At 37.8% G+C, this 23,939-nt stretch carries 26 protein-coding genes and 1 pseudogene; 26 read left to right on the forward strand and 1 reads right to left on the reverse strand.

Annotated elements, in window-relative coordinates:
- Positions 1 to 28: 28 nt before the first annotated feature.
- The 24 genes and pseudogenes from DTA23_RS16045 to DTA23_RS27790 all read left to right on the forward strand — a co-directional run bounded on the left by DTA23_RS16045 (position 29) and on the right by DTA23_RS27790 (position 18,113).
- Positions 29 to 544, forward strand: a complete 516-nt coding sequence (locus tag DTA23_RS16045) for a polysaccharide biosynthesis/export family protein (protein ID WP_112375311.1) — start codon at positions 29 to 31, stop codon at positions 542 to 544.
- A gap of 4 nt (positions 545 to 548) precedes the next feature.
- Positions 549 to 836, forward strand: a complete 288-nt coding sequence (locus DTA23_RS16050; RefSeq protein ID WP_256603981.1) for a polysaccharide biosynthesis/export family protein — start codon at positions 549 to 551, stop codon at positions 834 to 836.
- Positions 837 to 932: 96 nt separating this feature from the next.
- Entirely contained in the window at positions 933 to 1,610 is a 678-nt protein-coding gene (locus DTA23_RS16055; protein WP_112375313.1) for a Wzz/FepE/Etk N-terminal domain-containing protein, read from the forward strand.
- Between the two features lie 2 nt (positions 1,611 to 1,612).
- Positions 1,613 to 3,319, forward strand: coding sequence for a GumC family protein (locus tag DTA23_RS16060; RefSeq protein WP_112375314.1), 1,707 nt, complete (start codon positions 1,613 to 1,615; stop codon positions 3,317 to 3,319).
- A 50-nt stretch (positions 3,320 to 3,369) separates the two neighbouring features.
- Positions 3,370 to 4,914, forward strand: a complete 1,545-nt coding sequence (locus tag DTA23_RS16065) for an aldolase catalytic domain-containing protein (protein ID WP_112375315.1) — start codon at positions 3,370 to 3,372, stop codon at positions 4,912 to 4,914.
- The gene (locus DTA23_RS16070) at positions 4,904 to 5,593 is read left to right on the forward strand and encodes an acylneuraminate cytidylyltransferase family protein (RefSeq protein ID WP_112375316.1); all 690 of its coding nucleotides are present in this window, start codon (positions 4,904 to 4,906) and stop codon (positions 5,591 to 5,593) included. The genes DTA23_RS16065 and DTA23_RS16070 overlap by 11 nt, the downstream gene beginning before the upstream one ends.
- A complete protein-coding gene (locus tag DTA23_RS29260; protein ID WP_256603984.1) occupies positions 5,577 to 5,927 on the forward strand; it encodes an HAD family hydrolase in 351 nt (116 codons plus the stop codon). Before DTA23_RS16070 ends, DTA23_RS29260 begins: the two co-directional genes overlap by 17 nt.
- A 32-nt stretch (positions 5,928 to 5,959) precedes the next feature.
- A complete protein-coding gene (locus DTA23_RS29265) occupies positions 5,960 to 6,220 on the forward strand; it encodes an HAD family hydrolase (RefSeq protein WP_256604072.1) in 261 nt (86 codons plus the stop codon).
- Complete coding sequence (locus tag DTA23_RS16080; protein WP_112375317.1) at positions 6,211 to 6,678, forward strand: hypothetical protein; 468 nt, start codon at positions 6,211 to 6,213, stop codon at positions 6,676 to 6,678. Before DTA23_RS29265 ends, DTA23_RS16080 begins: the two co-directional genes overlap by 10 nt.
- On the forward strand, positions 6,669 to 7,289 hold the full coding sequence (locus tag DTA23_RS16085) for a hypothetical protein (protein ID WP_146753096.1): 621 nt from the start codon (positions 6,669 to 6,671) through the stop codon (positions 7,287 to 7,289). The genes DTA23_RS16080 and DTA23_RS16085 overlap by 10 nt, the downstream gene beginning before the upstream one ends.
- 378 nt (positions 7,290 to 7,667) lie before the next feature.
- The gene (locus DTA23_RS16095; protein ID WP_112375320.1) at positions 7,668 to 8,957 is read left to right on the forward strand and encodes a glycosyltransferase family protein; all 1,290 of its coding nucleotides are present in this window, start codon (positions 7,668 to 7,670) and stop codon (positions 8,955 to 8,957) included.
- A 2-nt stretch (positions 8,958 to 8,959) separates the two neighbouring features.
- On the forward strand, positions 8,960 to 9,463 hold the full coding sequence (locus DTA23_RS16100) for a serine acetyltransferase (RefSeq protein ID WP_112375321.1): 504 nt from the start codon (positions 8,960 to 8,962) through the stop codon (positions 9,461 to 9,463).
- Positions 9,460 to 10,602 carry an O-antigen ligase family protein gene (locus DTA23_RS16105; protein ID WP_112375322.1) on the forward strand — a complete coding sequence of 381 codons (1,143 nt, stop codon included), beginning with the start codon at positions 9,460 to 9,462 and terminating at the stop codon, positions 10,600 to 10,602. Before DTA23_RS16100 ends, DTA23_RS16105 begins: the two co-directional genes overlap by 4 nt.
- A gap of 6 nt (positions 10,603 to 10,608) precedes the next feature.
- Positions 10,609 to 11,664: a glycosyltransferase family 2 protein gene (locus DTA23_RS16110; protein ID WP_112375323.1), complete on the forward strand. Its 1,056-nt coding sequence runs from the start codon at positions 10,609 to 10,611 to the stop codon at positions 11,662 to 11,664.
- Positions 11,648 to 12,670, forward strand: a complete 1,023-nt coding sequence (locus tag DTA23_RS16115; protein WP_112375324.1) for a glycosyltransferase family 4 protein — start codon at positions 11,648 to 11,650, stop codon at positions 12,668 to 12,670. The genes DTA23_RS16110 and DTA23_RS16115 overlap by 17 nt, the downstream gene beginning before the upstream one ends.
- A 104-nt stretch (positions 12,671 to 12,774) precedes the next feature.
- Positions 12,775 to 13,545, forward strand: coding sequence for a WecB/TagA/CpsF family glycosyltransferase (locus DTA23_RS16120; RefSeq protein WP_204990904.1), 771 nt, complete (start codon positions 12,775 to 12,777; stop codon positions 13,543 to 13,545).
- A 326-nt stretch (positions 13,546 to 13,871) separates the two neighbouring features.
- A complete protein-coding gene (locus DTA23_RS16125) occupies positions 13,872 to 14,636 on the forward strand; it encodes a hypothetical protein (protein WP_112375325.1) in 765 nt (254 codons plus the stop codon).
- The gene (locus DTA23_RS16130) at positions 14,594 to 15,034 is read left to right on the forward strand and encodes a capsule assembly Wzi family protein (RefSeq protein ID WP_146753097.1); all 441 of its coding nucleotides are present in this window, start codon (positions 14,594 to 14,596) and stop codon (positions 15,032 to 15,034) included. Before DTA23_RS16125 ends, DTA23_RS16130 begins: the two co-directional genes overlap by 43 nt.
- 14 nt (positions 15,035 to 15,048) lie before the next feature.
- On the forward strand, positions 15,049 to 15,417 hold the full coding sequence (locus DTA23_RS16135; RefSeq protein ID WP_112375327.1) for a hypothetical protein: 369 nt from the start codon (positions 15,049 to 15,051) through the stop codon (positions 15,415 to 15,417).
- Positions 15,418 to 15,539: 122 nt separating this feature from the next.
- Complete coding sequence (locus DTA23_RS27770) at positions 15,540 to 15,914, forward strand: DUF1800 family protein (protein WP_218565391.1); 375 nt, start codon at positions 15,540 to 15,542, stop codon at positions 15,912 to 15,914.
- Positions 15,915 to 15,957: 43 nt separating this feature from the next.
- Positions 15,958 to 16,092 (forward strand): DUF1800 family protein, encoded by a 135-nt coding sequence (locus DTA23_RS30465; RefSeq protein WP_218565392.1) that lies wholly within the window; start codon positions 15,958 to 15,960, stop codon positions 16,090 to 16,092.
- Positions 16,079 to 16,924, forward strand: a pseudogene (locus DTA23_RS27780) (DUF1800 family protein); the annotation flags it as partial. The gene DTA23_RS30465 and the pseudogene DTA23_RS27780, both read left to right, overlap by 14 nt.
- A 2-nt stretch (positions 16,925 to 16,926) precedes the next feature.
- On the forward strand, positions 16,927 to 17,667 hold the full coding sequence (locus tag DTA23_RS27785; RefSeq protein WP_218565394.1) for a DUF1501 domain-containing protein: 741 nt from the start codon (positions 16,927 to 16,929) through the stop codon (positions 17,665 to 17,667).
- Entirely contained in the window at positions 17,622 to 18,113 is a 492-nt protein-coding gene (locus DTA23_RS27790) for a DUF1501 domain-containing protein (RefSeq protein WP_218565395.1), read from the forward strand. Before DTA23_RS27785 ends, DTA23_RS27790 begins: the two co-directional genes overlap by 46 nt.
- Positions 18,114 to 19,361: 1,248 nt before the next feature.
- Here DTA23_RS27790 and DTA23_RS16150 read toward each other — a convergent pair.
- A complete protein-coding gene (locus DTA23_RS16150; RefSeq protein ID WP_112374419.1) occupies positions 19,362 to 19,733 on the reverse strand; it encodes a helix-turn-helix transcriptional regulator in 372 nt (123 codons plus the stop codon).
- An 873-nt stretch (positions 19,734 to 20,606) separates the two neighbouring features.
- Between DTA23_RS16150 and DTA23_RS16155 the strand changes: the two genes are divergently transcribed.
- Positions 20,607 to 21,179, forward strand: a complete 573-nt coding sequence (locus DTA23_RS16155) for a carboxypeptidase-like regulatory domain-containing protein (RefSeq protein WP_112375328.1) — start codon at positions 20,607 to 20,609, stop codon at positions 21,177 to 21,179.
- Positions 21,179 to 23,908: a SusC/RagA family TonB-linked outer membrane protein gene (locus DTA23_RS16160; protein WP_256603990.1), complete on the forward strand. Its 2,730-nt coding sequence runs from the start codon at positions 21,179 to 21,181 to the stop codon at positions 23,906 to 23,908. Before DTA23_RS16155 ends, DTA23_RS16160 begins: the two co-directional genes overlap by 1 nt.
- The last annotated feature ends 31 nt before the right edge of the window (positions 23,909 to 23,939 follow it).

Raw genomic sequence — 23,939 nt, forward strand, 5'->3', positions numbered from 1 at the left:
AAAAACTACAATTTACAAGTATATCACAATGAAAACACACTACAAAAAGCAAGCAGGGCACCATCGCGTATGGCTGTATTTCTTGCTGATGCTATTGACACTGAGCAGTTGCTCGGTCAAGAAAATCGTTTATTTCAACGATCTGCAGGCAGATTCTCTCCGGGTATTGAAAGAAGCTGCGGCCTTTACTGAGCCTACCATCCATCCCGATGATATCCTCAGTGTCACCGTACAGACGTTGGATCCCACGACGAGTTCTGTGGCCAATCAAGCCGAAGTCATTCAGGCCATTGGTGCCAGCTCGGCTGCCACGGTTGGCAATCAGGTGATCAGCGGTTTTTTGGTCGACAAAGATGGGTTTATTCAGATGACTTTATTGGGCAAGATCAAAGTCGGCGGGCTTACGACCTATCAGGTCCGGGACAAGATCACGGAGCTTGCCTCGCAATATTATAAAAACCCCACTGTTCAGGTCCGTTTTGCCATTTTAAGATCACGGTATTGGCGAGGTGACTCGGCCGGCGACTTATACGGTACCCAATGAAAAGGTGACCGTGCTGGATGCACTTGGGCTGGCCGGCGACCTGACGATCTACGGAAAGCGTGAAAATGTATTGCTGGTAAGGGATCAACAAGGACAAAAGGAGCTGGTGCGGCTCAACCTGAATGACAGCGAAGTCTTCAGATCCCCCTATTTCTATCTGCGGCAGAATGACGTGCTGTATGTGGAGCCGGGCAAGGCCAAAGCAGCGGCCAACAATGCGGCACGTACCCAGACTTTTGCCATTATCGGTTCGTTGTTGTCGGTGCTGATTGTTGCATTGACCCGTTTGTAATTGATGAAGGCTAAATAGCCTTTTTAGCAAGGTGCCCGTGTTCATTGTCATTAGTCGACAGCTGCACAGGGCATCTCCATAAAAATATTGAATAGTATGAGTAAAAAAAATATAGACTGGGAAGAGGAGTTTGATTTTGAGACTGAAAAGTCCGATAACAAAGACCTGTTGCGTTTTTTTGGACGCTTGATGGCCAATTGGTACTGGTTTGCCCTTTGCGGTTTTTTGGGCCTATTGTCTGCTTTCTTTTATCTGCGCTATAGCATTCCCAATTATAAGGTCCATGCCAAGCTATTGGTGTCCGACGATAAAAAGGGAGGCGGCATGTTTTCCTCTTCTGCACTGGGCGATCTATCTAGCCTGATGGGCACCAAGAACTCCGTTGATAATGAAGTGGAAGTCCTAAAAACGGCAGATCTGATGCGGGAGATGGTGCTGTCCGAAAAGGCCTACCTCCGTTACTTCAAGGCCGGCAGGGTACATAATGTGCCTGTGGGCAACGCTCCCTATACTTTGGAGCTGCTGAGCGAAGTAGATTCGGTTAGTGAGCCTTATAGTTTCAAGATCCATCCGCTGAATGCCAATGAACTTGAACTGAGTAATTCCGATACCAGCTTCCGTGTGCGTATGGGACAAACCTTTAGCCTGGCGCCGCAATGCAAGCTCAAGGCTGTTGCCAACCCGGCTTTTGACCAGTCCAGGGAGGACGATTATGGCTTTGTGCTGAGTCCTGTCCGGGATGTGGTGGACGATCTGGCAAAGCCCTTCTGGTAGACGTGACCAATAAAAATGTATCCACCATTGATCTGACACTTGAAAGTACCTTGCCCAAGTATGGAGAGCAGCTGCTGACCACGCTAATCCAAAAATATGTGGAGCTGAATCTGCACGATAAAAATGTCATTGCCGATTCGACACTGTCCTTTATCAATGCCCGGCTGTCGAAGATCACCGATGAACTGGCCGGTGTAGAAGACCGGATTTCGGGTTACAAAAAGAGAAATCAGCTGGCCGATATATCCGAGCAGGGCAAGGTATTGATTGCCAGTTCGGCAGATTTTACCGTTAAGCTTGCGGAAGTTGAAACCCAGCTGGCCGCTTTGGATGCTGTGGCAGGTTATCTCAACGATACGAAGCATCCGCGGGTAGTGCCTTCGGCCGTTATTCCGCAGGACATTGGGTTCAATGCCCTAATTCAGCGCTACAATGAGCTGGTCTTGCAGCGTGAACGCCTGCTTCTGGCCAATACCGAGGATAATCCACTTGTACAGAATATTACAACCCAGATTGCCGGTGTGCGGCAAGACATGATTGCCAATGTGGCCTCCACGCGTAAGCAGCTGGCACTGGCCAAACAAAGCCAGCAGGCGCTGGCCAATCAGGTGACCTCGCAGATCCATCAGGTACCCACGATTGAGCGGGGCTATATAGATCTATCGCGTTTGCAGCAGATCAAACAGGCACAGTATATCTTTTTGCAGGAAAAATGGGAAGAGACCGCCATCGGCCGGACCGCCAATGTGTCCAATTCCAAGGTGATCGATTCGCCAAAGGCTGAAAAGAAGCCTTTTTCACCCAAGGGAAAGATGATCTATATCTTAGGCCTGCTGTTTGGCTTGGCCATTCCATTGGCTGTGATCTACCTGAAGGGTCTATTTAACCTGCGTATACAGGGGATGGACGATATTGAAGCTGTTAATAAGCTTCCTATCCTAGGTATGATTGCCCATTCCGATGAGATGGAACAGGTCGTTGTTACCAAAACCTCGCGTTCACCTATAGCCGAGCAGTTTAGGGCGATGCGGACCAATCTGGAGTTTGCCCTCAACGGCGGAAAGCGTATTCTTTTTACTTCATCGATGTCAGGTGAGGGTAAGTCGTATGTGGCTTTAAATCTTGCCGTTACTTTGGCTTTATTGGACAAAAAGGTTCTGTTGATGGAGTTGGATTTGCGGAAACCATCCATTACCTCCAAGCTAGGGCTTCCGGCGGGCAAAGGATTTTCCCACTATATTGTACGGCCCGATATGCGGCTGGATGAAATCATTATGGCTTCGGGGGCCCATGAAAATGTACATTTGATTCAGGCGGGTGCTATACCGCCCAATCCTTCGGAGCTGCTGGTTCATCCACGCACACAGGAGCTGATGGACGAATTGGCCAAGCGCTACGATTATATATTGATGGATGCGCCGCCTGTGGGGATGATGACCGATGCTCAGTTGCTGTCGCGCTATGCCGACTGCTGTCTGTATCTGGTGCGTCAGGGATTTACCCTCAAAGAGCAGCTGCGTATTCCGAATGATTTGGTTGCTAGCCATAAGATTAAGCCTATACAGTTGATTGTCAATGATATTAAGGCCAAGGGTGGGTATTACAATAATTACGGTTATGGCTATGGCTATGGTTACGGTTATGGCTATGGAGACTACGGTCAGTCAACCAAAAGGGGTAAATGGTGGATGTTCTGGAGAAAAAGTTAGACATGAAATATAAAATTGGTTTTATTGTATTTAATTAAAATTATCTTATTATGATCAAGATATTAGATTGCACTTTACGTGATGGTGGTTACTATACCAATTGGGATTTTAGTGATGAGGTTGTCGATAATTATATAAAATGTACGAATAATTTACCAATAGAATATTTGGAGGTTGGTTATAGAAGTACACCTATAAAAGGCTATTTGGGTAGATATTTTTATTTGCCGATTTATGAACTCGAAAAGATTAAATCGTTGTCTCAAAAGAAACTTGTGATTATTCTAAACGAGAAAGATACTAGATTAGAAGATTTAAAGGAGTTATTGCAACCTTTGCAAGGGATCGTATCCATGATTCGAATTGCACTTGACCCTCAAAATCTCTTGAGAGCAATTAAGCTTGCAGAAGGCATAAAAGTCTATGGATTCGAAGTCGGTTTCAATGTAATGTACATGTCCAAATGGAAAAGTTATTTGGACTTCCAGAGTAATCTTTCTAAGGTTTCTGGAGTAGCCGATTATTTTTATATGGTTGATTCTTATGGAGGTGTATTTCCCCAAGATGTTATCGATACAATTGCTTTGGTAAAATCGCACTTAAATGTTAAGTTGGGTTTCCATGGTCATAATAATCTAGAGCTGGCTTTGATCAATACTCTTACCGCTATTGATCACGGCGTAGAGATAGTGGATTCAACGGTGACTGGAATGGGTAGAGGTGCGGGAAATCTGAAGACAGAGCTGTTGTTGACAGCTTTCAATAACAGATTTAACTTTGACGTTGATTTTAACTCTTTGGGAGACCTTGTTAATACTTTCTCCGGTCTACATCGGAAATATGAATGGGGAACAAATTTGCCATATATGATTTCTGGTGCAAATTCATTACCACAGAAAGATGTTATGGACTGGGTGACTACCCGTTTTTATTCATTTAATAGTATTATCCAAGCGCTTCAAAATCAGAAAGAAAAAGTAAAAGATAATGAACAGTTACCACTATTTAAACCAAGTATATCAAAAAAGCGCGTCGTTATTATTGGAGGAGGGAAGGGAGCTTGTGAACATGTAGAGGCCGTTAAAGAATTTATCCGTACTGATGCTGAAATTACAATTGTTCATGCAAGTTCAAAAAATGCATTTTCTTATCAAGATCTTGAAAATGAACAGATTTTTTGTCTAGTTGGTAATGAGGGACACCGTATGGAGAAAGTATTTAATGATTTAGGAAGTTTTAATGGTCAAACAGTTTTGCCTCCATTTCCAAGAAAAATGGGTACCTATATACCTGCTTGCGTAAGAGATAATAGCTTTGAGTTGGAAAATGTAGATTTTACAGATAAATATCAGGATTCGCACACAGCATTAGCACTCCAAATTACTTATGAGCTAGGTGCAGAAGAAATTTATCTCGTGGGTTATGATGGTTATAATGAATTTCCAATTACAGAAAAGGAAAGACAATTAACAGCCGAGAATGAATTTTTATTTCATCGGTTTACTGTTTTTAACAATAAAGATGTAATTGCTATTACGCCCACACGTTACGAAATACCGGTAAATTCTGTTTATAGTATGATTTATGACAAATAAAGTTAGTTTTTTTCTACCAACTCGAAAAGGCAGCCAGCGAGTGATTAATAAAAATACCAGACCTTTTGCTGGTAATGAGGGAGGACTGTTGTTACATAAACTTCGACAACTTTTGACAATGGAAATGGTAGATGAGGTTGTGCTTTCGACAAATGATGAGAATTGTATTGAAATTGCCGAAACCATACTCGATGATTTCAAGAAATTGGTCATTGACCGTAGGCCAGATTACCTTTGTCTGGATAGTACCAATTTGAGTGATCTTATCGCTTACGTTCCGGAAGTTGTTTCAGGTGATCATATAGTTTGGGGACACGTTACTACGCCATTTGCGGATGCTAGAATTTATGATAATGGAATAAATTGTTACTTAGACGGTTTGAAAAATGGATTTGATTCCCTAGTGAGTGTACAAAGATTTCAAAATTTTCTATTAAATCAACAAGGAAAAGTAATAAATAATGCTAGTTCACGCCCTTGGCCGCGGACGCAGGATTTGGAATCATTGTATGAAGTAAATCATGTAATGTTTATAGCAAGTAAAGACATTTATGTACGAGAGAAAAATAGGTTAGGTAGTAGGCCTTATCTTTTTGAGATGAATAAGATTGAATCATTCGATGTTGATTGGGAAGAAGATTTTAAAATAGCTGAATTAATGCATGGACATTCTAAATAAATATAAAGTGATCCTTTGGGATTTTGATGGCGTAATCATGGATTCCATGCCCACGCGATCTTTAGGATTTGTGAAGACACTGGCTGACTTTCCAAAAGAACAAGTTGACCAGTTGTTGGAATTCCACAATTCAAATGGTGGTCTTTCTAGATATGTCAAATTTAGATATTTCTTTGAAGAAATCCGAAAAGAGGCTGTATCTGAATCGAAAGTAATGGAATTAGCACATAAATTTTCAGAAATCATGCTAAGTTTATTAATCGATGAAAAGCTTTTAATACAAGATAGTGTTTCTTTATCAAAGAGAATTATCAGAATTTTACTTTTCATATAGTTTCTGGATCTGATGGAAAAGAGCTTAACATAATCTGTAAAGAATTAGGATTATCTAAATATTTTCAGACAATAAATGGATCGCCTACAGCTAAAATTGACCTTGTTTCAAATTTATTGGAAGTTTATACTTATAGTCATAGTGAAGTTGCATTGATCGGGGATTCCGTTAATGACAAGGAGGCGGCAGATTTAAATGCAATTTCTTTTTTGGCTATAATAATCCTTCTCTTAGTAATGCTCAATATATATATCAACTTAATAATAAATATAAAGTCTGAGATATGTATTTGAATAATTTAAGACTTAATAAAATTTGGACTTCGCCAACTATTATGACATGGTTAAGTTATGCAACCAAAGCAATTAGTCTAGTTGTTGTTATCCCTTTAATTTTAAATAGATTTAATCCTGCGGAAATTAGTTTGTGGTATCTTTTTAGTTCAATTTTCGTTTTGTTGTCTCTAGCAGATATGGGATTTAGGCAGACTTTTGTGCGGATTATTTCTTATGCGTACGGTGGAGTAAAGGATTTTTCTGCTATAGGAACAACAAAGGAAGATAGTGACAATTTGGACGAAATACCTATTAATTGGGCTCTTCTGGAGGATATTTTCTCCGCAATGAAGACAATATATAAGTATTTAGCAGTGTTGCTTCTTGTATTGTTATTGTCAATAGGTACTTATTTGTTAATAAAACCAATTTCTTTAGTGGAAAACCATAAAGGAGCATGGATTTCATGGGGGTAATTATAATTGTTAACGTTATCCGTTTCTATGGAACGATTTATGAAAATTACTTAGAAGGGTTAAATAAAATTGCTTTAGTCAGACGGATTGAAGCCTTAATGTCCTTAGGGAGCATAATTACAAGTATCGTTGTACTTCTATTAAATAGCAATATTTTATATTTAATTATAGCGAACCAAATCTGGCTTGTTTTTAATGTAATAAGAAATTGGTATCTAGCAAGAATGGTAGAAGAAGGTAAACTAAGGTCTTTTGTCCATAAGAAATTTGATAGGGAGTTATTTAGTTATATTTGGAAACCAGCATGGCGTTCTGGTGTTTCAGGTTTAATGTCTAATGGTTTAACAAATTTGAGTGGACTATTATATGCTCAAATAGGGGATCCGAAAGTGGTTGCTCCTTTCCTTTTGTCTATGAGGTTAATCACCCAGATAAGAGAAGTTTCTATGGCTCCATTTTATAGTAAAATACCTTATCTATCTCAATTGCGTGCGCAAAATAGAATAAGTGAATTAATAAAAGTTGTACGTCGCGGAATGTTTATGAGTCATATCGTATTCGTAATCGGAGTCATATTTGTGAGTTTTTTTCTAAGTATTTGTTGGGTTTGATTGATAGTAAAATTGATTTCGTAAGTTCTTCTTTTTGGTTAGTTCTATCAATTGCCTTTTTATTCATAGATACGGTGCAATGCATATGCAAATATATTTAACAACTAATCATGTTATTTCTCATATTGCAGACGGGATCTCTGGTGTAATATTTATTGTTGTTAGCTTTCTATCAATCAAATGGCTGGGTATATATTCTATCCCGATTGGTTTAATATGTGGATATCTTGGCTTTTATGCATGGTATGCTGCAAGTTATTCCTACAGATCATTGCCTGTCAAATTTTTTGATTTCGAAAAGAGAACAATAGTTCTGCCTTTGATGCTGTTTATATTATATTCTCTATTACAGTTAATTTTTAACAAAACGATACCAATATGAGAGTTTTCTTTTTTAAAGATGGCATAAATGAAGTAATTGATTTTCTTAACAAACATACTCAAGAATCTTGTGCTTTTTGGTACGCACCAGGACTTTTGTCATATAGATATCTTGAAGATTATATAGAGGTTACGGATATCTTTGTACAAGATACAATAGCTGAAGATTTTAAGAGAGATTATCCAAATTTGTCCAATAAAATTGTAAAGACCTTTTTTGGATCTCTTTCTTGTTTGAATAATAAGAATAAGAAAATTTGTTTTTTTGCATCCAGCGATACGATTGTAAGTTCTTTCGTGCCAATACTGAATTTAATGGACAAGAAGGATTATAAGTTATTTTGCAGAGGTAATGAAGCGGCTCAAGAAAGTGCTCTATTGAACAATATTAATGCTGAAGTGACCAAAACTAAGGTTAGTAACCAAAGGGATTATTCTGTATTTATTACTGCAAACGATTGGGGGTTACTGGAGCAGAAGTTAAATAGTGATTTTTTAATTAAAGGAAAGAATACACTGGCATTACAAGAATCAAGTATAGATTTTAACCCAAAATTTGGGAAAATGAGAAATTGTAATTTTCCTGTATTTCAAGGTATAGCTTCTTTATCAAATTATGATGTTCGTGGTAGAATCATGGCGGTAATTGGAAATCCGAGGTTCGAACGCCTAAAGCCAAGTTTAAAAGTAACTCATAATTTAGCTCTTGTTAATGTCAATTTTACATATGGAATTTTTGAGGATGTTCGTGAAAATTGGATAGAAGATGTAGTTACATCATGTTATGATACCAGTTTTGATTATGTAATTTCGCAGCATCCAAGAGATAATGCTGATTTAAGTAGCTATAAGGTTTTAAAATCTAATTCCTCTCTTATTCATGATCAATTGAAAAATTCTTCGGTTTTGATATCGAGATTTAGTGCCTTATTGACGGAAGCTATTTGTTTGGGAAGACCTGCAATTTATTATAATCCGCATAATGAAAAATTCCATTACTCGATAGTAGCTGACAATCAGATGCTTTTTTATGCAAAAAATAGGGATGAATTAAGGCGTATATTAAAGCATATATCGACTCGAGATAATACAGAAGGAGAATTTGATTCAAAGTTTTTAAATACCCAGATAGGTGCTGCTGTGGAAGGAAACGCATCATTATTTATTCTTGAATTCTTAGAAGACTTTATTAAATTTCCTTTTTTAGGGCGAAAGATTAGCCGATGGAATATGATTATATTAAACCTTAAGATTTTGAAAAGAAGATTGTTTGGTAAAAATATTTAGCTATGGGTCTAATTGATGTTATAAAGGCTGATTTTGAGGCAAACAAGGGTAATTTTTATGGTAAATTTATTGTTTTTCATTTTAGAATTGCCCAATATTTTTCCACACACGAAAACAGATTTTTTCGTTTGATAGGATACCCGATTTATAAATTCTATCGAATTTTCTTTCCAATATTTATGTCCGTTGAAATCCCCGATTTGGCAATTATTGGAAAAGGTTTTTGTTTATGGCATGGTATGGGACTTGTAATTAATCAACAAGTTATAATCGGCGATAATGTTCTCTTAAGGCACAATACAACCATTGGTAATAAGTATGAAGGGTCTCCTTGCCCCATTATCGGGAATAACGTTAACATAGGGGCGCATTGTGTGATTATTGGAGAGGTAACTATAGGTGACAATGTTATTATTGGGGCTGGTACCATAGTTACTAAATCATTACCTTGTAATAGTATTGCATATGGAATTCCTATGCTAATAAAACCTAGAAGTTTATCATGAAACAATTGATCAGATCAGATAAATTTTTTTTAAATAACAATGATATCTATATACTATTGTTAATAGTACCAGTGCTCACTTGTATTCAATTTTGGTATAATATTATTTTACATCAAAATATTCAGATTGGTGCTTATTTTCAATTAATTTTAACTTTTTATCTATATTTTCTTATTGTTAAAAAGAAGGCATTTTTGGTTTTATCAAGTTTGTTGACATTTTTATTTCTCTCTTTTTTTTATTCAGCTTATACCAATACAAGAATTAATGAGAATTTATCATATTTGATAGTTTTACATAATATTATTTTACTTTTTTTGATCCTACCATCGTTTAGTTACAAGCGGGTTAAATTAGTTGAACTAAGAGAGTTTCTTGTGTATTTCATAATTATTTTTATGATTATTTTTGAAATCTCATCACAATTTGCTAGTAAAGTAATCATAGATGAATATTATGGTATAGAAAGAAACTATAAGGATGGATTTGTTATTTCTCACTTAGCGGCATATTATTTTGGAGTATCTGCTTTTTTTTTATGGAAATTTAAAAAAAGATGGTTATCAGTAATTCTTTGTATGTATATTCTAACATTAGGAGCTCGTATAGGTTTAGTATATATACTCATTGGTATTATGGTTCTTTTTTTATATAAAGTAAACCGTCAATTATTAAACTTTATTTGGAAATATAGAGTTCTAATCTTTAGCAGCCTTTCATTTACTATTTTCTTACTTATAGCCTATTCATTGAGTTCAAGTAATATGGAAAACTTAATGGTTTTTACCTCTGGAAGAAGTTATTTTCAAGCTAATGGTATTTTACATATATTAAATGATGGTATTAGTATAGATAATTTGATAGGGAGAGGTCCAAAGGCATCAAATAGGTTAAATGAACAGTTTATAGGTGCGCCTATTTGGATGCATAATGACTTTTTAGATATAGCATTCAATCTTGGGGTTATTGGTTTATTAGCATATCTTATTTCAACATTTAATTATTTCAATAATGTAAAAAGTTTATACTTGCTAATTATTTTATTTTTAACGGCATTTTTAAATGGATTCATAACCTATGATCCGCTTTATATTTTATTATTATCAGATATTTGTTTTAAGAAGAGTTTTAAAGTTTGACAAAATATGAATCCATTAATTTCAGTTATTATTCCATGCTATAATGTAGAAAAATTTGTAGAAGAAGCAGTCAATTCGATTACGAACCAAACCTATAAAAATCTTGAAATTATCTGTATAGATGACTGTTCGAAGGATTCGACATTTACTATTCTAAGACGTTTAGCAGATGCAGACCCAAGAATTAAGTTATATAAAAATGACGTAAATCTTAAGTTAATAAAAACGTTGAATAAAGGTATTCAACTCGCAACCGGAGAGTTTATAGCAAGAATGGATGCTGACGATATATCGGGTTTGAAAAGGTTTGAATACTCACTTCGTGAATTTCAGAGAGACCCTCAATTATCGATAGTTTCAATTATGCCAGGAAAGATTTCTGAAAATGGCAGTATTCTCTCTCCTAGTAAATACTTTGCTAATACATTGCATAGGTCTTGTCAATTTATGTCCTTATTAGCAACGCCGCTATCTCATCCATGTGTGATGATTAAAGCTGCAGTCTATCGACACTATTTGTATTTAGAAAATGAACAATTCTTACATGTAGAGGATGGAGAACTATGGACGAGAATGCTTTATGGAGGAGAAAAAGTCTTTGTTTTAAGCTCAACAGATCAATTTTTTATTCGAATTAATAGTGGAAGTGTTTCACGTCTATTTTCAGACAAACAATTTTGCAATTTTCTTGCTCTCTCTCAAAATAACATAAAGAAATACTTAAAATTAGACATTGAAAGTACTTTTCTTAAGTTATTAACTGGAAGTAAAGATAAATTTTCTTTTGATGTACTAAGAAATAGCATTTCCTGTCTTAAGATGATGATGAAGAAGTTTTTAGATATCTACCCTTCAAATGAGGCAGAGAAGAAAGAAATAGAGAGTTGGGTACAGCAGAGGACCCTTTATTTGCTTGGGAATGTATTGTTTAACAGTTCGATAAAAACAAAGCTGTTCATTTTCTTTTATGCGTTATATAACCTTAATCTATTTACAAACAAAAAAACATGGATTAATATTTATGCAAGAGTTAAATTAAATCTTTATGAAAAGCAAGTATAATTATGTCGTCTTAAATTTTTACGTAAATTTTAGACGGGTTGGGGGCGCTGAAAAAGTTGCTGTGGAATTAAGCAGATTATTGGCTGGTGATGTCTTTTCTTCAAAAATAATGGGATTGAATAAATTTGAAGAAAATAATAAATTTTATAATATTACAAATAGTGAGTATTTGAGGTTTAGTTTTTTTAGATATTTAACTGATGGAAAGTCTGTAATTATTTCCAATCACAGAAAATTAACGACTTTATTGCTGATTTTAAAAAAAATATTTAGACTTAAAACTAGGATTATTCATGTTTCTCATAACGAGTTCTTCAATCTTCAGCGATTAACATTATTTCCAAAAGATATTGTAGCCGTATCAGAGAAGGTAAAGCAAAATTTAATAAAAGAATTTAAAGTCAAACCACAAGACATTACAGTTATTCATAATGGGATTCATGATCCATATTTGAATACTTCGTTTGTTGGCCCCAAATTATATAATACCAATGAAATAAAAATACTTTATCCAGCTAGAATCAATACTGTGAAAGGTCAGATTCGCTTGGTAAATGCATTGAAAGACCAGATATCAAAATCAATTATAATAGATTTTGCTGGTGAAGGTGAAGATTCCGATAGTTTGGAGAAGTTGATTGAGGGTGATTTTAATTTTAGGTATTTGGGACATGTAGATATTGGCAAAGTTATGGTTGAATATGATTATGTGATGCTTTTTTCAGAAAATGAAGGTTTGCCTTTATCTTTAATTGAAGCAACGTCCTATGGCAAACCTATTATATGCAACAGTGTTGGAGGAAATGAAGAAATCGTCGTTAGCGGTGTAAATGGGTATGTTGTTAATGAATATGAAAAATTAATTGACTTAATAAATTATTTGGACAAAATTACAATGAAAGAGTATAAAGAGATGTGTTATTCTTCAAGGAACCAATTTGAACAATTTTTTAGTGAGAAAGAAATGTTGGATAAGTATAAGGACCTTATTCTGAATAAATCATAGTTATTCAGTATCTATTATGTTGTATTATATTCTAATGTGGAATCATAAATATAACAATTTGTTGTTTTTTTAATATCATTAACTTTCTTTTTAATTTGCTTTAAATGATGAACGAAACCTACGATAAAGTTCAGATATTGAATATGGATATCTTGTCACTAACAAGTGATGAACTTTTAAAATCGTTAAATAAGGGAATATTATTTACAATAAATGTAGACCATTATATTAAATTACAGAATGACTTAGATTTTTATGATTGTTATAAAGCAGCGGATTGGGTTGTTTGTGATAGCAGGATAATATTTTTGATGGCTAAATTTTTAAGGCGTCCTTTACTAGAAGTTATCCCAGGATCTTCTTTTTTTTCGAAATTTTACCTTTACCACAAAAGTAATCCTGATATTAAAATCTTCTTACTTGGAGCAGAGGAGGGAGTTGCAATAAAAGCGATGAATAATATTAATGCCAAAGTAGAAAATAATATGGTGGTTGGAGCGCATTCCCCAACATTCGGTTTTGAAAAAAATGAAAACGAATGCTTTGATATTATTAAGATAATTAAAGGAAGTGGTGCAAATGTATTAGTTGTTGGCTTGGGAGCTCCTAAGCAAGAGAAATGGATTGCAAAATATAAACAGTATTTGCCTAATATAAATTTATTTATGGCTTTAGGCGCTACAATTGATTTTGAAGCTGGTAATTTGAAACGCGCTCCGAAGTGGGTTCAAAGATTTTCATTAGAATGGATGTATCGTTTAATAAGGGAGCCCGGTAGATTATGGAAGAGATACCTTGTGGATGATGTGGCAATTTTTCCTTTGATTTTAAAGCAGAAATTTGGGCGCTATAACAATCCGTTCAAATTAAAATAGAATTATTTTAATAATTAATTCTGTAAATCTTTTTAGAATGTTATGTTATTAAATGGTGATGTAATACATGTATTCAAAATTTTTTAGCAGTATTCCACTTTAAAATACTTATTATACTGTTTTAAATGTATAAAATTTTTAAGATTCATACTATACGGAGTATAAATACGTAATTAATCTTTAAAAAGATACAACTTCATATAAGTTGTCTTAATTTTAATATTATACATTTGAGACAATTGTTTTTATCTTTATTACATTAGTCAGCAATACTCGTTTAACGTTTCTTGCGATGCCTAATTTTATTTTATGCAATAAATTTTTATATGAAAAATCTGGCTAATATTTTTTTTTATATTTTATTTATAAATCTACTCCTTATTGTTTCTCATGATAAGCTGTCTGCCCAGACAGATACGATAAAGCAATATGTGCAGGTAACTGTGGATGCTGGGTACACTAGCAATAGCACTGTACCCTTTTGGATGCGGTCTAACCAGTTTGGATCGATCCCGCTAAGCGGCACTTCAGGAATTGTATTGTTGCGTGCTGCACGCAATTACGGCTATACAGGAGAGTGGCCGGAAATAAAAGATAAAGCTCCAGCCTGGGACTGGGGCTATGCTGTGGAAGCTCGTGCCAACATGGGTTCCAAAATCCAAGGTCAACTGATTGATGCACATGCCAAATTGCGATTCAAGATGTTTGAAGCCAAATTGGGACGTACCAAAGATGTGACTGGGCTCAACGGGGATACCTTATTGAGTTCGGGTAACTTTGCTGTGTCGGGAAATGCCTTAGGGGTCCCTATGCTGGATATCAGGCTCTCCGAATATTATCGGCTCCCTTGGTTTGACGGCTTATTTTCCTTTAAAGGTAATTTTGCCAATGGCTATATGGGGAAGATGCTGGTCGATTCTGGCCAGTTTCAAACACCGCCACGCGATAATAATATGCCCACATTGCTGCACCAGAAATCGTTGTATGGACGCATCGGTAAAAAGGACTGGCGCATCAATTTCTATGGTGGTATCAGTCATCAGGTGCAATGGGGGCTGAAAAAAAAGTCTATGGGAGTAATTACACCTTAAATGATTTTCAGTCTTTACTGTATGTGATGTTTGGAAAGGCTTATGGAGCCCCGGGTGTGCCAAAATCAAAACTTGGGAATCAGCAGGGGTCAATTGATATGGCTTTTTCCTACGATTGGGACAATTTGCAACTCATGGCTTATCGGCAAAATTTCTATGATGTGGGTGCACTCTCCAAATTGGCCAATATTGCGGATGGACTCAATGGCATCACCTTGACCAATAGACACTTTGGTCGCTCGTTAAAAAATTGGGACTGGCACAAGTTTTTGGTCGAGTTTTTTACTCTAAAGATCAGGCGGGATACCCTTGGTCAAAGCCAACGAAATCGGGCGATGAAGATTACTACAACAATTACTATTATCAACAAGGATGGTCTTACAAAAGCCAAGGCCTAGGTTCTCCGTTAATAGTGACAGCACACAGCGCACGTGCTGGACAGGCAAATTTTCCCGGTGACTATTTTATCAGCAATCGTGTCGTGGCTGGCCATATCGGAACGAGGCTTCAGGTGTATGGCTGGAATGTGTTCAGCAAAATGACCCTTGCAAGACACTACGGCACTTTTGCTACCAGTATCTACGGGAAAACTACAGGGGAGATCAAAAGTGAGCCCTACGAGAAACAATTTGTCCCTGTATCTCAGTTCTCCGCAATTTTATCGGGTGAGCGGCAGCTCAAAAATAAAATGTACCTCGGGGTATCGCTCGCCTTGGATCAGGGGCAGCTGCTGGACGATAGTTTCGGAGCACGTGTATCTTACGAAAAGTGTACGGAATAGCTAAAAAATAAGTTATCTTTCATAGCACTATAATTTATTAGATTCAGTCAGCGTTAATATTGAAGAGCAAAGGCGATTAATCTTTTTTGCTGAAAGACAGTCTATTAAAAAAATGAAGTGGTATGGCAACGGACTTTATTAAAAATAAACATTTGGCCATTCGCGCAAGTTTCGGAATCAGCCTTGCGCAGGTCGAAAGATTAAACCATCTTCATCCAGAAGAGTTTTGGAAGGAACTTGCACAGAGCAGACCCTTCCGCCCAATTAATTTTACTCCCCTGAAGCTCGATTTCGATGATCTGCCAGCATCACAGCTCGATGCCGAACAGAAAAAACAGCTTCAGCGACGAAATCAGAAACAGATCAACGAAATTAACCTCAAATTCCTGCAGGAAATGGTCAGCTCTGAAGATCAGCTCCGCGAAAAAATGGCTTCTTCTGGCACGGCCATTTTGCTTCAAGGAGCGGCAGCCCGCAGTTTAATGAGCTGTTGCTGAATAAAATCAGGGAAAATGCACTCGGCAACTTCAAAAGCCTCCTTTGGCAGTTTCCACATCACCTGCAATGCTCAATTTTCTCAATAATCAGCAGAACAGCAAAGAACATCCCAATGAAAATTTGCGCGTGAACTCATGGAGCTTTTCACAATGGGAGGGGAAACTATACCGAACATGATGTGCGTGAAGCCGCAAGGGCATTTACTGGGTGGTCCTACAACAAGGATGCTGTTTTTATACAAAGGAAAAATATCCACGATGAAGGGAAGAAAACTTTCCTTGGAAAAACGGGCAACTTTGACGGCAATGCTATCCTTGATATTATCCTGGAACAACCTGCTGCAGCTAAATTTATTGCAACTAAAATCTATCGTTTTTTTGTCAATGAAAAAGCAGATGACAAGCTCATTCATCGTTTAAGTGAAAAGTTGTATGCTACGGGTTATGAGATAATGCCCTTGCTCGAAGATATATTCACATCGCCCTGGTTTTTCAAAAAAGAACATATGGGTAGCAAGATTAAGTCGCCCATCGAATTAATGGTGGGCATGATGCGTATATTGGATATGAAAGTAGGTGTTCCCGAAAATTTGATTACTTACCAGAAGCTATTGGGCCAGATGCTACTCTATCCGCCAAATGTGGCTGGATGGCCATCAGGAAGATCCTGGATCGATAGCTCTACACTATTGCTCCGTATGCAGATGCCGCAAATATGGACTGGTCTGAGGCCGCTCGATCTGAAACCCCGGCCAGATGACGACCTCGAAATGGGACTTCCTCAAAAACAGAATCTAACAAGCACATTCAAAGACCCCAAGATGAGTATTGATTGGAGCAAGGTAGAAGCTTCTTTTGCCGGTAGAAATGTTTCCGAAATCATTTTACAAAAAAGCTGGCCGAAGGCCATAAGGTATTCCAGCGATCTCGGATGGTCGTGTCCGCACGGATATCATCGATGTCATGAGCACGCCCGAATATCAGCTTTGCTAACCTTTAAAAAAATATAGCTATGATTATTAAAAGGCGTGATTTTATAAAAATGAGCTCTCTGGCTACAGCTTCTTTGATGCTTCCCAATTTCTTGAAGGCGATGGCTCTGCCCGAAGCACTTGGAAAGGATAATAAAGTATTGGTGGTTTTGCAGCTCAACGGAGGGAATGATGGGCTTAATACAATTATTCCGGTACGAAACGATATCTATTTTCGTGAACGAAAGGTGATTGCGGTCCATGATGCTTTGCCTCTGACGGACGAGGCCGGTATAAACCCTGCTTTGAGTTTCTTTAAAGAACTTTTTGATAGTGGGGAGATCGCTGTGCTGAACAATGTTGGCTACCCTAATCCTGATAAATCTCATTTTCGGAGTATGGATATCTGGCAGAGTGCCAGTAGGAGCGATGAATATCTTGAAAGCGGTTGGATAGGCAGATATCTCGATGAGGCTTGTTACCAATGCGAACATCCCACACAAGCACTCGAAGTCGGTGATATGCTGAGCCTGGCGATGAAAGGGAACAAGTCCAAAGCCTTTGCATTTCAAGATCCCAAGAAAATGTATCAGACAAGTCGCGATGAGTACTTTAAATTTATCCATCAAGCACATCGTCATGATGACGAAACCGTAGAATATCTTTACCAGACGTTGGGCTCAACCATCAATAATGCAGCTTATATCTTTGATAAAGCAAAACCAAAGCAAATAAGATGCAATACCCCGATTCGGCCCTGGCAAAGGACTTTAAGACCATAGCTTCTCTTATCAAGTCAGATATCAACACCAAAGTTTATTATCTTCAGATCGGGAGCTTCGATACACATGTCAATCAAAAGCAGCAGCAGGAGAACCTGTTTAAGATTATTAATGATGCGGTGAGGGCGTTTGTACACGATCTAAAAGAAAATGGACTGTTTAACGATGTGCTGTTGATGACTTTTTCCGAATTTGGGCGGCGGGTGGCTCAGAACGCGAGTAACGGAACCGATCATGGAACTGCTAATCAGCTGTTTTTTATTTCAGGTGGTCTAAAGAAGAAGGGATTATTGAATGCACTGCCTGATCTGCAGCATCTTAAAGATGGCGATCTCATCTATACCGAAGACTTCCGTAAAGTCTATGCAACTGTATTGAAAAACTGGCTCAAGGCGGACGATAGGAGAATTCTGGGCTGGAAAAATGGTATCTATGACTTTATATGAGAGAACGGTGAGTCCAGTGAACAGGTAAATTTTTGATTAACCTATTTTGCATAAAAACGACCTATTTAAAGGTGTAGTTATTTATTATGGGTGCAATCTTATATTCCAGCCAGCTCGGTTCACAATCTTCTCAATTATGGTTTAGGATTTCTAAAAAAAGTCGATGAAACCGTTCTCAAGCTGATGCGCTAATCCGAAGCTTAGATTTAAAATATTTACAAAAAGAGCTTATGGAAGCCAAGTAACGAACCAAGCTAATAAAAAATATTAATCCATATGAGTAAATAAAAATAATTTTATTATTTTTAAAGTATTATATACTTAAGTAAAATTTTCAATTAAACTATTTCGCTAAAAAAAACGTCTTATTTAATGGTGTAGTTATTTATTATGGATGCAATCTTATATTCCAGCTCGGTTGTGATCCTAGTGAAATTATTAAGTTTATCGCCGCCGCCGGCTTATTTTCCTTACTTTTAACATCTGGTCAAGTGATCCATTTTACTCCCTTAGATCCTGTTCATTTTAGATCATGGCTGCTTAGTTATGGTGTACAGGACATTAAGTGCAATTACAATTGTTTAAATCTGTCAAAAGCTTAATATGGCCAAGCCTGATGGTGAGAAATATTTCAAAAGAGTATAGAAACTGTAATAGAGTAGTTTGAAGTTTGTATTTATTTAATTATTGAAGCCACTTCCCAAAGGGAGTGGCTTTTATTCTTGAAAGATGCTGTGTCCTAAATAAAAAATCCTCTTTTATCATCGATAAAAGAGGAACAATTTAAATATTAATTACTTTATGAAAAAAAACTTTTTGATTTTAAAGTGTCCTAATAAATTAGGACACTTGGCTAAATGCTATGTTTCAACCGGCATATCTAAGATAGGAATATTTTTTTAAAATTAAAATAGGAGTTAATATCTTTTTGATTTTTATTTTTAAGGGAACTGCCTAAGATGAACCAATTATTGGACGATTGCCGTTACCATAGAAATAGTCGAAAAGGTGATTTGGTTAAAATTGATATGCTTTTGCTATAGCCTGCATTTGAATGGGGTAAAAATCGGTTTCATCATTTGCATTTCGAATTCTGGTTATTAGACTGCCACAGGCTCTAATTGCAGATGTGGTCACATCTGCAGAAAGGTTAATACCTTAGATAAATTTTGCAAACTCCGTTTGATCTTTTGTCGGAGAATTGATCACTAGATACGTATAGTCGTGCAATAAATTTTCACAATGCTATTATTTACCAGATAGAGATTCAATTAACGCTTTCTGAGTATAAATCAATTCTTTTTGTGTTTGTATTGTTTCCTCCTGCATAGAGATTAATCGGTTGGCTTGATCGAATTGTTCTTTTAGAGAATTGATTTTTTCATCCCATTGTTTATATTCTTCTTCTCTATAGCTTTTAAATGGCTCGTCGTTGTAGTAATATTGTATGAAATTATGGTCTAATGCCTTTGAATAAATTAATAGTTTATCAAAGGAAAGAGAGGATTTTTTATAATCATTTCCAACATTTTGCTGCTTTTCATTTATTAGATCACCAACCATTTTCTGCGACAAGTTTTTTTTATCTGCTATTTCCTTTATCTTCTGTCCGATGTTCATCAATTTTATTTGTTGTTTTTACAAAATATTTTGTTAAAAAAATTTATTTAATTATATTTGTATCATAATCAGTTAATCTGATTTAGTCTCGAATATCGAAACGGCAAATTTCAAATGACACGAGACGTAGGGTTTGCGAACCCCCTAAGCTTTTTGTATCTTTACAACAAGGAGGGGCGAGCACTCTCTATTGGAAACTGTGTCAAGGCTCTTTGCCGTGCCCGATGTTCAGTGGAAGATAGTGAGGCTCGCCTCTTTTATATTTAGACATCCTCTTCTAATTTCCCTCCTCGAGACTCTTTTGTTAACCAAATGTTAGATTATGAAGCTAATTGAGTCAATCACGTATACAGCAGGGAGGCAGATCAAGGATCAGCTGAACCAGCTTGCAGTAATGCTGCTCTTCAAAAACAAATATTGTCCGCCTGAATAGCCTCTCAAAAGCTTAAAATCAGCAATGTCCTTTACCACGGTAGAGGATTGTGCATACTAAAGCCTGCAAAGGCTTACCGATAGCACCGCCACTGCTGATTTTGCCGACCTGTACTTTTTCTAAGTTCTATGCCCCAATATTGCACAGCGCCCTTCTCTTTTTTATTCGCACTTTAAAAGTAGGGATTTTGCAATTCAAAAGCAAAACTTTAGAAAATTACATTTATAGATTATCTATATATAAGGTCGGTTTTTTATATTATATCGGATGCGGTATCGTCTATATCAAATCACGTGTAACTGTCCTGCACCGCGCCCGAAGACCTATTAATAGTTCTAGTTATTTACCGGAGTGACTCAGGTCAGAACCCTGGGATGAAATTGCTGATTCCGATCGGACAGGATTGTCTCTGCTTGGGCCGCTCCATTAAAACTTAAAAAATGACTCATTTTTTTAGGGCAGGAATGCTCTTGCCCGATCCGAAGAAAACTTGTATATATAGTGCCCTGCTATCTATCCTATGTTTAGTTTCTATGTTTAGTTTATCGGCCCAGACGCCCCGCAAGGACAGCGGGGCCAATGGGCCTACAGATTTTATTTTGCAAGGGACTGTCATTTCAGCTGTTGACGGCAGGCCATTACAGGGTGTATCGGTAAGTATCGGGGCAGAGGAGCTCCGGGTGTCATCCAAAGGGAATGGCTCTTTTAACCTACGGGTAAAGAGCCCTAAAGGAAAGGTCAAATTTACCTATGTGGGCTATAAGCCTCTTGAGACCGAATACTCGGCTGCTGTATCATTGATGATTAAGATGTTACCGCTGGAAAATCAATTGGAAGAGGTCGAAGTGGTCTCCACAGGTTACCAGCAGATCCCCAAAGAGCGCTCAACAGGCAGTTTTGAACTGATAAATAGAGAAAAGTTCAATATCAATAAATCAACAACATTCTGTCTCGTCTGGAAGGGCTTTCTCCGTCATTTATTTTTGATAAAAGATCTACAGCAAGCACGCTGATGCAGCAGATGCGCCTGCGAGGACGCACGACTTTCTATGGCAAGGCGAGCCCATTGATCGTATTGGACAATTTTCCTTATGAAGGGGATATCATGAATATCAACCCCAACGATATCGAAGTGTCACGATCCCTCAAAGATGCTGCGGCTGCTTCCATATGGGGATCAATGGCCGGAAATGGTGTCATTGTCCTGACAACAAAGAAGGGTGCGACAAATGGAACAACAAAGGTCGATGCTAATATTAACCTGCAAATGACAGAAAAACCGGACCTGTTCTATAGGCCTGATGCGAGCAGCCGCTCGTTTATCGAAATGGAAGAGTTTCTTTTTGATAAAGGATTTTACGACTGGCAGCTGAATGCTCCCGAGCGTACCTTGTCTTCAATTGTGCAGCTCCGGGACCAGCTGAAAAGGAACATTATTGATCAGGATACTTATGACAGTCAGAAAGTTGTTTTTTCAGCACAGGATGTCCGAAAAGATTACCTGAAATACATCTACCGAAAGGGATTCAATCAGCAGTACAATGTTAATTTTTCAGGTGGAAATCGTCTCATGGATTTTGTAGCTTCTGGAGGATATAACAAAAGTCTCAATTCGTTGAAGTCCTCTTCCAATGACCGCTATAACGTTCGTGCCGCCATTAATGCACGGCCGACAGATCGCCTGCAGCTAAATTTGAGTACCGTAATGAGCCGTAGCAGCGCAAGGAACCTTGGTAGCGAGTCTTCAATAGCATATGGTGCCTTGTATTCCGGCGATGGGAGGTCCAATTACCCTTATATCAGCTTAGTGGACGACGGCGGAAATTTTAGAGACCTGGAAACAGTGACGTTTAAAGGTTCTTTTATCGATACGCTTTTTAATGGTCAGCTGCTGCCGGCAAAGTACAACCTTGGGAACGAATTGCAGTCTAGTGAAAATGTGAATACCACAACCGATATCTTGCTCAATCTGGGCGGGCAGTTTAAAATCAATGAATATCTGCAGCTTATGCTGAACTACCAATATCAGGAGTCAACAAATAAAGTTACAAACTGGCAGGGTCTGCAGTCGTATTTTACACAGAACTATATTAATCTATTCTCCCAATATTCACCTGCTGCGGGACTGAAACACATTATCCCGATCGGTGATATTTATACCATGCAGGATGGAAGGGTCCATGCCAATAATCTGCGTGTGAATGCGCAGCTCGATAGACCGTTTGGCAAAGGAGATCTTTTTCGTATCAGCGGCATCCTGGGTGCTGAACTAAAAGATCTGCAGAACAGGATCGATGGCAGTAGATTGTATGGATACGATAGGAAGACACTCAACTACCAGCCTGTCGACTTTCTTAGTACATTTCCGCTGCTGGGTGGACTCGCCGGATCGGGTGTTATCCCAAATGGGATCATGCTCGAGGAATATAGGCAACGGTTTTTATCTGTGTTTTCCAATGCTTCGCTGACCTACAAAAATAGATATGTGCTGAGTGCCAGTGCCCGACAGGATGCTTCTAATCTCTTTGGTGTATCGACAAATGACAAATGGCAGCCGCTATGGTCGTCCGGACTGAGCTGGGATATCTCGCAGGAGCCATTCTATAAAATTTCTTTTCTGCCATACCTCAAGCTAAGGATGACGTACGGTTATAATGGTAAGGCTGTAAATGATTATTCTGCTTATCCGACCATGGAATATGGCGGTACAAACAGTATCACAGGCTTACCATTTGGATATATGGTCAATCCACCCAATCCCACATACCGGGCGGAACGTGTAGGAATACTGAATTTTGGGATTGACTTTGCCTCCCGCAATCAGCGTATTTCTGGGGGTATAGATCTTTACCACAAAGAGGGTAAAGATATCGTGGCAAGGGCAAATGTGGATCCCACTGTCGGATTTGATAATCAGGTGCTCAATGTTGCCAGCTTTGTCAGTAGGGGATTGGAAGCTTCCATCAGATCGGTAAATATAAAAACCAGAGGCTTCCAATGGTCAACCGACTGGATCATTAATTTCAATAGGAACTTTACAAAAAAATACAACTATAGGGCTACGTCCGTATCAAGCTATATGGACAACGGAATTGTGCCCAATCCTATTGTCGGCAATGATCTGTATGCTATCTACGCCTATCGCTTTGCCGGCCTTGATCCCGAAACAGGTGCGCCGCAAGGATACCTCAATGGTGAGGTAAGCAAGGATTACTCCAAGCTAACCTCGGTATCGATAGAGGATGTGCGTTTTATGGGGTCAGCTATACCGCTCTATAATGGTTTTTTGAGAAATACTGTCCAGATAGCTGATTTTAAGCTGTCATTTACCCTACAGTATAAGTTCAAATTTTTCTTTAGGCGCACAGGGATGAGTGCGCTGGCATTTGCAAACTATTGGATATCGAATGAGGATTATGATAGACGCTGGCAAAAGCCGGGTGATGAACGCACGACGGATGTGCCGGCTTTTATCTATCCGCTCAACCTGGCGATGGAGAATTTTTATAAGGCCTCGGATGCCCTGGTTGAGCGTGGGGACGCCGTCAAGCTGAAGGATATCAATCTTGAGTACAACCTTAAAGGTAAAATACCGGGAGTGAGGCAAGCATCCTTGTTTTTAAATGCGGACAATATAGGTCTGATGCTGTGGAAGAAAACAAAATATCGGATAGATTCCGATTATGGTACGGCAATTCCTTTACCGGCTATCTATACCTTGGGGTTAAATATTTCACTTTAACGAACCTATCATGAAGCTATCACTACTTATT

Origin of the sequence: Sphingobacterium multivorum (genome assembly GCF_900457465.1) — a bacterium.
GTDB lineage: Bacteria > Bacteroidota > Bacteroidia > Sphingobacteriales > Sphingobacteriaceae > Sphingobacterium > Sphingobacterium multivorum.

Excerpts from the sequence above, each read along its gene's own strand:
- DTA23_RS16045 (WP_112375311.1), top strand. The coding sequence starts at position 29 with ATGAAAACACACTACAAAAAGCAAGCAGGGCACCATCGCGTATGGCTG.
- DTA23_RS16055 (WP_112375313.1), top strand. The coding sequence starts at position 933 with ATGAGTAAAAAAAATATAGACTGGGAAGAGGAGTTTGATTTTGAGACT.
- DTA23_RS16065 (WP_112375315.1), top strand. The coding sequence starts at position 3,370 with ATGATCAAGATATTAGATTGCACTTTACGTGATGGTGGTTACTATACC.
- DTA23_RS16070 (WP_112375316.1), top strand. The coding sequence starts at position 4,904 with ATGACAAATAAAGTTAGTTTTTTTCTACCAACTCGAAAAGGCAGCCAG.
- DTA23_RS29260 (WP_256603984.1), top strand. The coding sequence starts at position 5,577 with ATGGACATTCTAAATAAATATAAAGTGATCCTTTGGGATTTTGATGGC.
- DTA23_RS16080 (WP_112375317.1), top strand. The coding sequence starts at position 6,211 with ATGTATTTGAATAATTTAAGACTTAATAAAATTTGGACTTCGCCAACT.
- DTA23_RS16085 (WP_146753096.1), top strand. The coding sequence starts at position 6,669 with ATGGGGGTAATTATAATTGTTAACGTTATCCGTTTCTATGGAACGATT.
- DTA23_RS16095 (WP_112375320.1), top strand. The coding sequence starts at position 7,668 with ATGAGAGTTTTCTTTTTTAAAGATGGCATAAATGAAGTAATTGATTTT.
- DTA23_RS16100 (WP_112375321.1), top strand. The coding sequence starts at position 8,960 with ATGGGTCTAATTGATGTTATAAAGGCTGATTTTGAGGCAAACAAGGGT.
- DTA23_RS16105 (WP_112375322.1), top strand. The coding sequence starts at position 9,460 with ATGAAACAATTGATCAGATCAGATAAATTTTTTTTAAATAACAATGAT.
- DTA23_RS16110 (WP_112375323.1), top strand. The coding sequence starts at position 10,609 with ATGAATCCATTAATTTCAGTTATTATTCCATGCTATAATGTAGAAAAA.
- DTA23_RS16115 (WP_112375324.1), top strand. The coding sequence starts at position 11,648 with ATGAAAAGCAAGTATAATTATGTCGTCTTAAATTTTTACGTAAATTTT.
- DTA23_RS16120 (WP_204990904.1), top strand. The coding sequence starts at position 12,775 with ATGATGAACGAAACCTACGATAAAGTTCAGATATTGAATATGGATATC.
- DTA23_RS16125 (WP_112375325.1), top strand. The coding sequence starts at position 13,872 with ATGAAAAATCTGGCTAATATTTTTTTTTATATTTTATTTATAAATCTA.
- DTA23_RS16130 (WP_146753097.1), top strand. The coding sequence starts at position 14,594 with ATGGGGGCTGAAAAAAAAGTCTATGGGAGTAATTACACCTTAAATGAT.
- DTA23_RS27770 (WP_218565391.1), top strand. The coding sequence starts at position 15,540 with ATGGCAACGGACTTTATTAAAAATAAACATTTGGCCATTCGCGCAAGT.
- DTA23_RS27785 (WP_218565394.1), top strand. The coding sequence starts at position 16,927 with ATGATTATTAAAAGGCGTGATTTTATAAAAATGAGCTCTCTGGCTACA.
- DTA23_RS27790 (WP_218565395.1), top strand. The coding sequence starts at position 17,622 with ATGCAATACCCCGATTCGGCCCTGGCAAAGGACTTTAAGACCATAGCT.
- DTA23_RS16150 (WP_112374419.1), bottom strand. The coding sequence starts at position 19,733 with ATGAACATCGGACAGAAGATAAAGGAAATAGCAGATAAAAAAAACTTG.
- DTA23_RS16155 (WP_112375328.1), top strand. The coding sequence starts at position 20,607 with ATGACTCATTTTTTTAGGGCAGGAATGCTCTTGCCCGATCCGAAGAAA.
- DTA23_RS16160 (WP_256603990.1), top strand. The coding sequence starts at position 21,179 with ATGCAGCAGATGCGCCTGCGAGGACGCACGACTTTCTATGGCAAGGCG.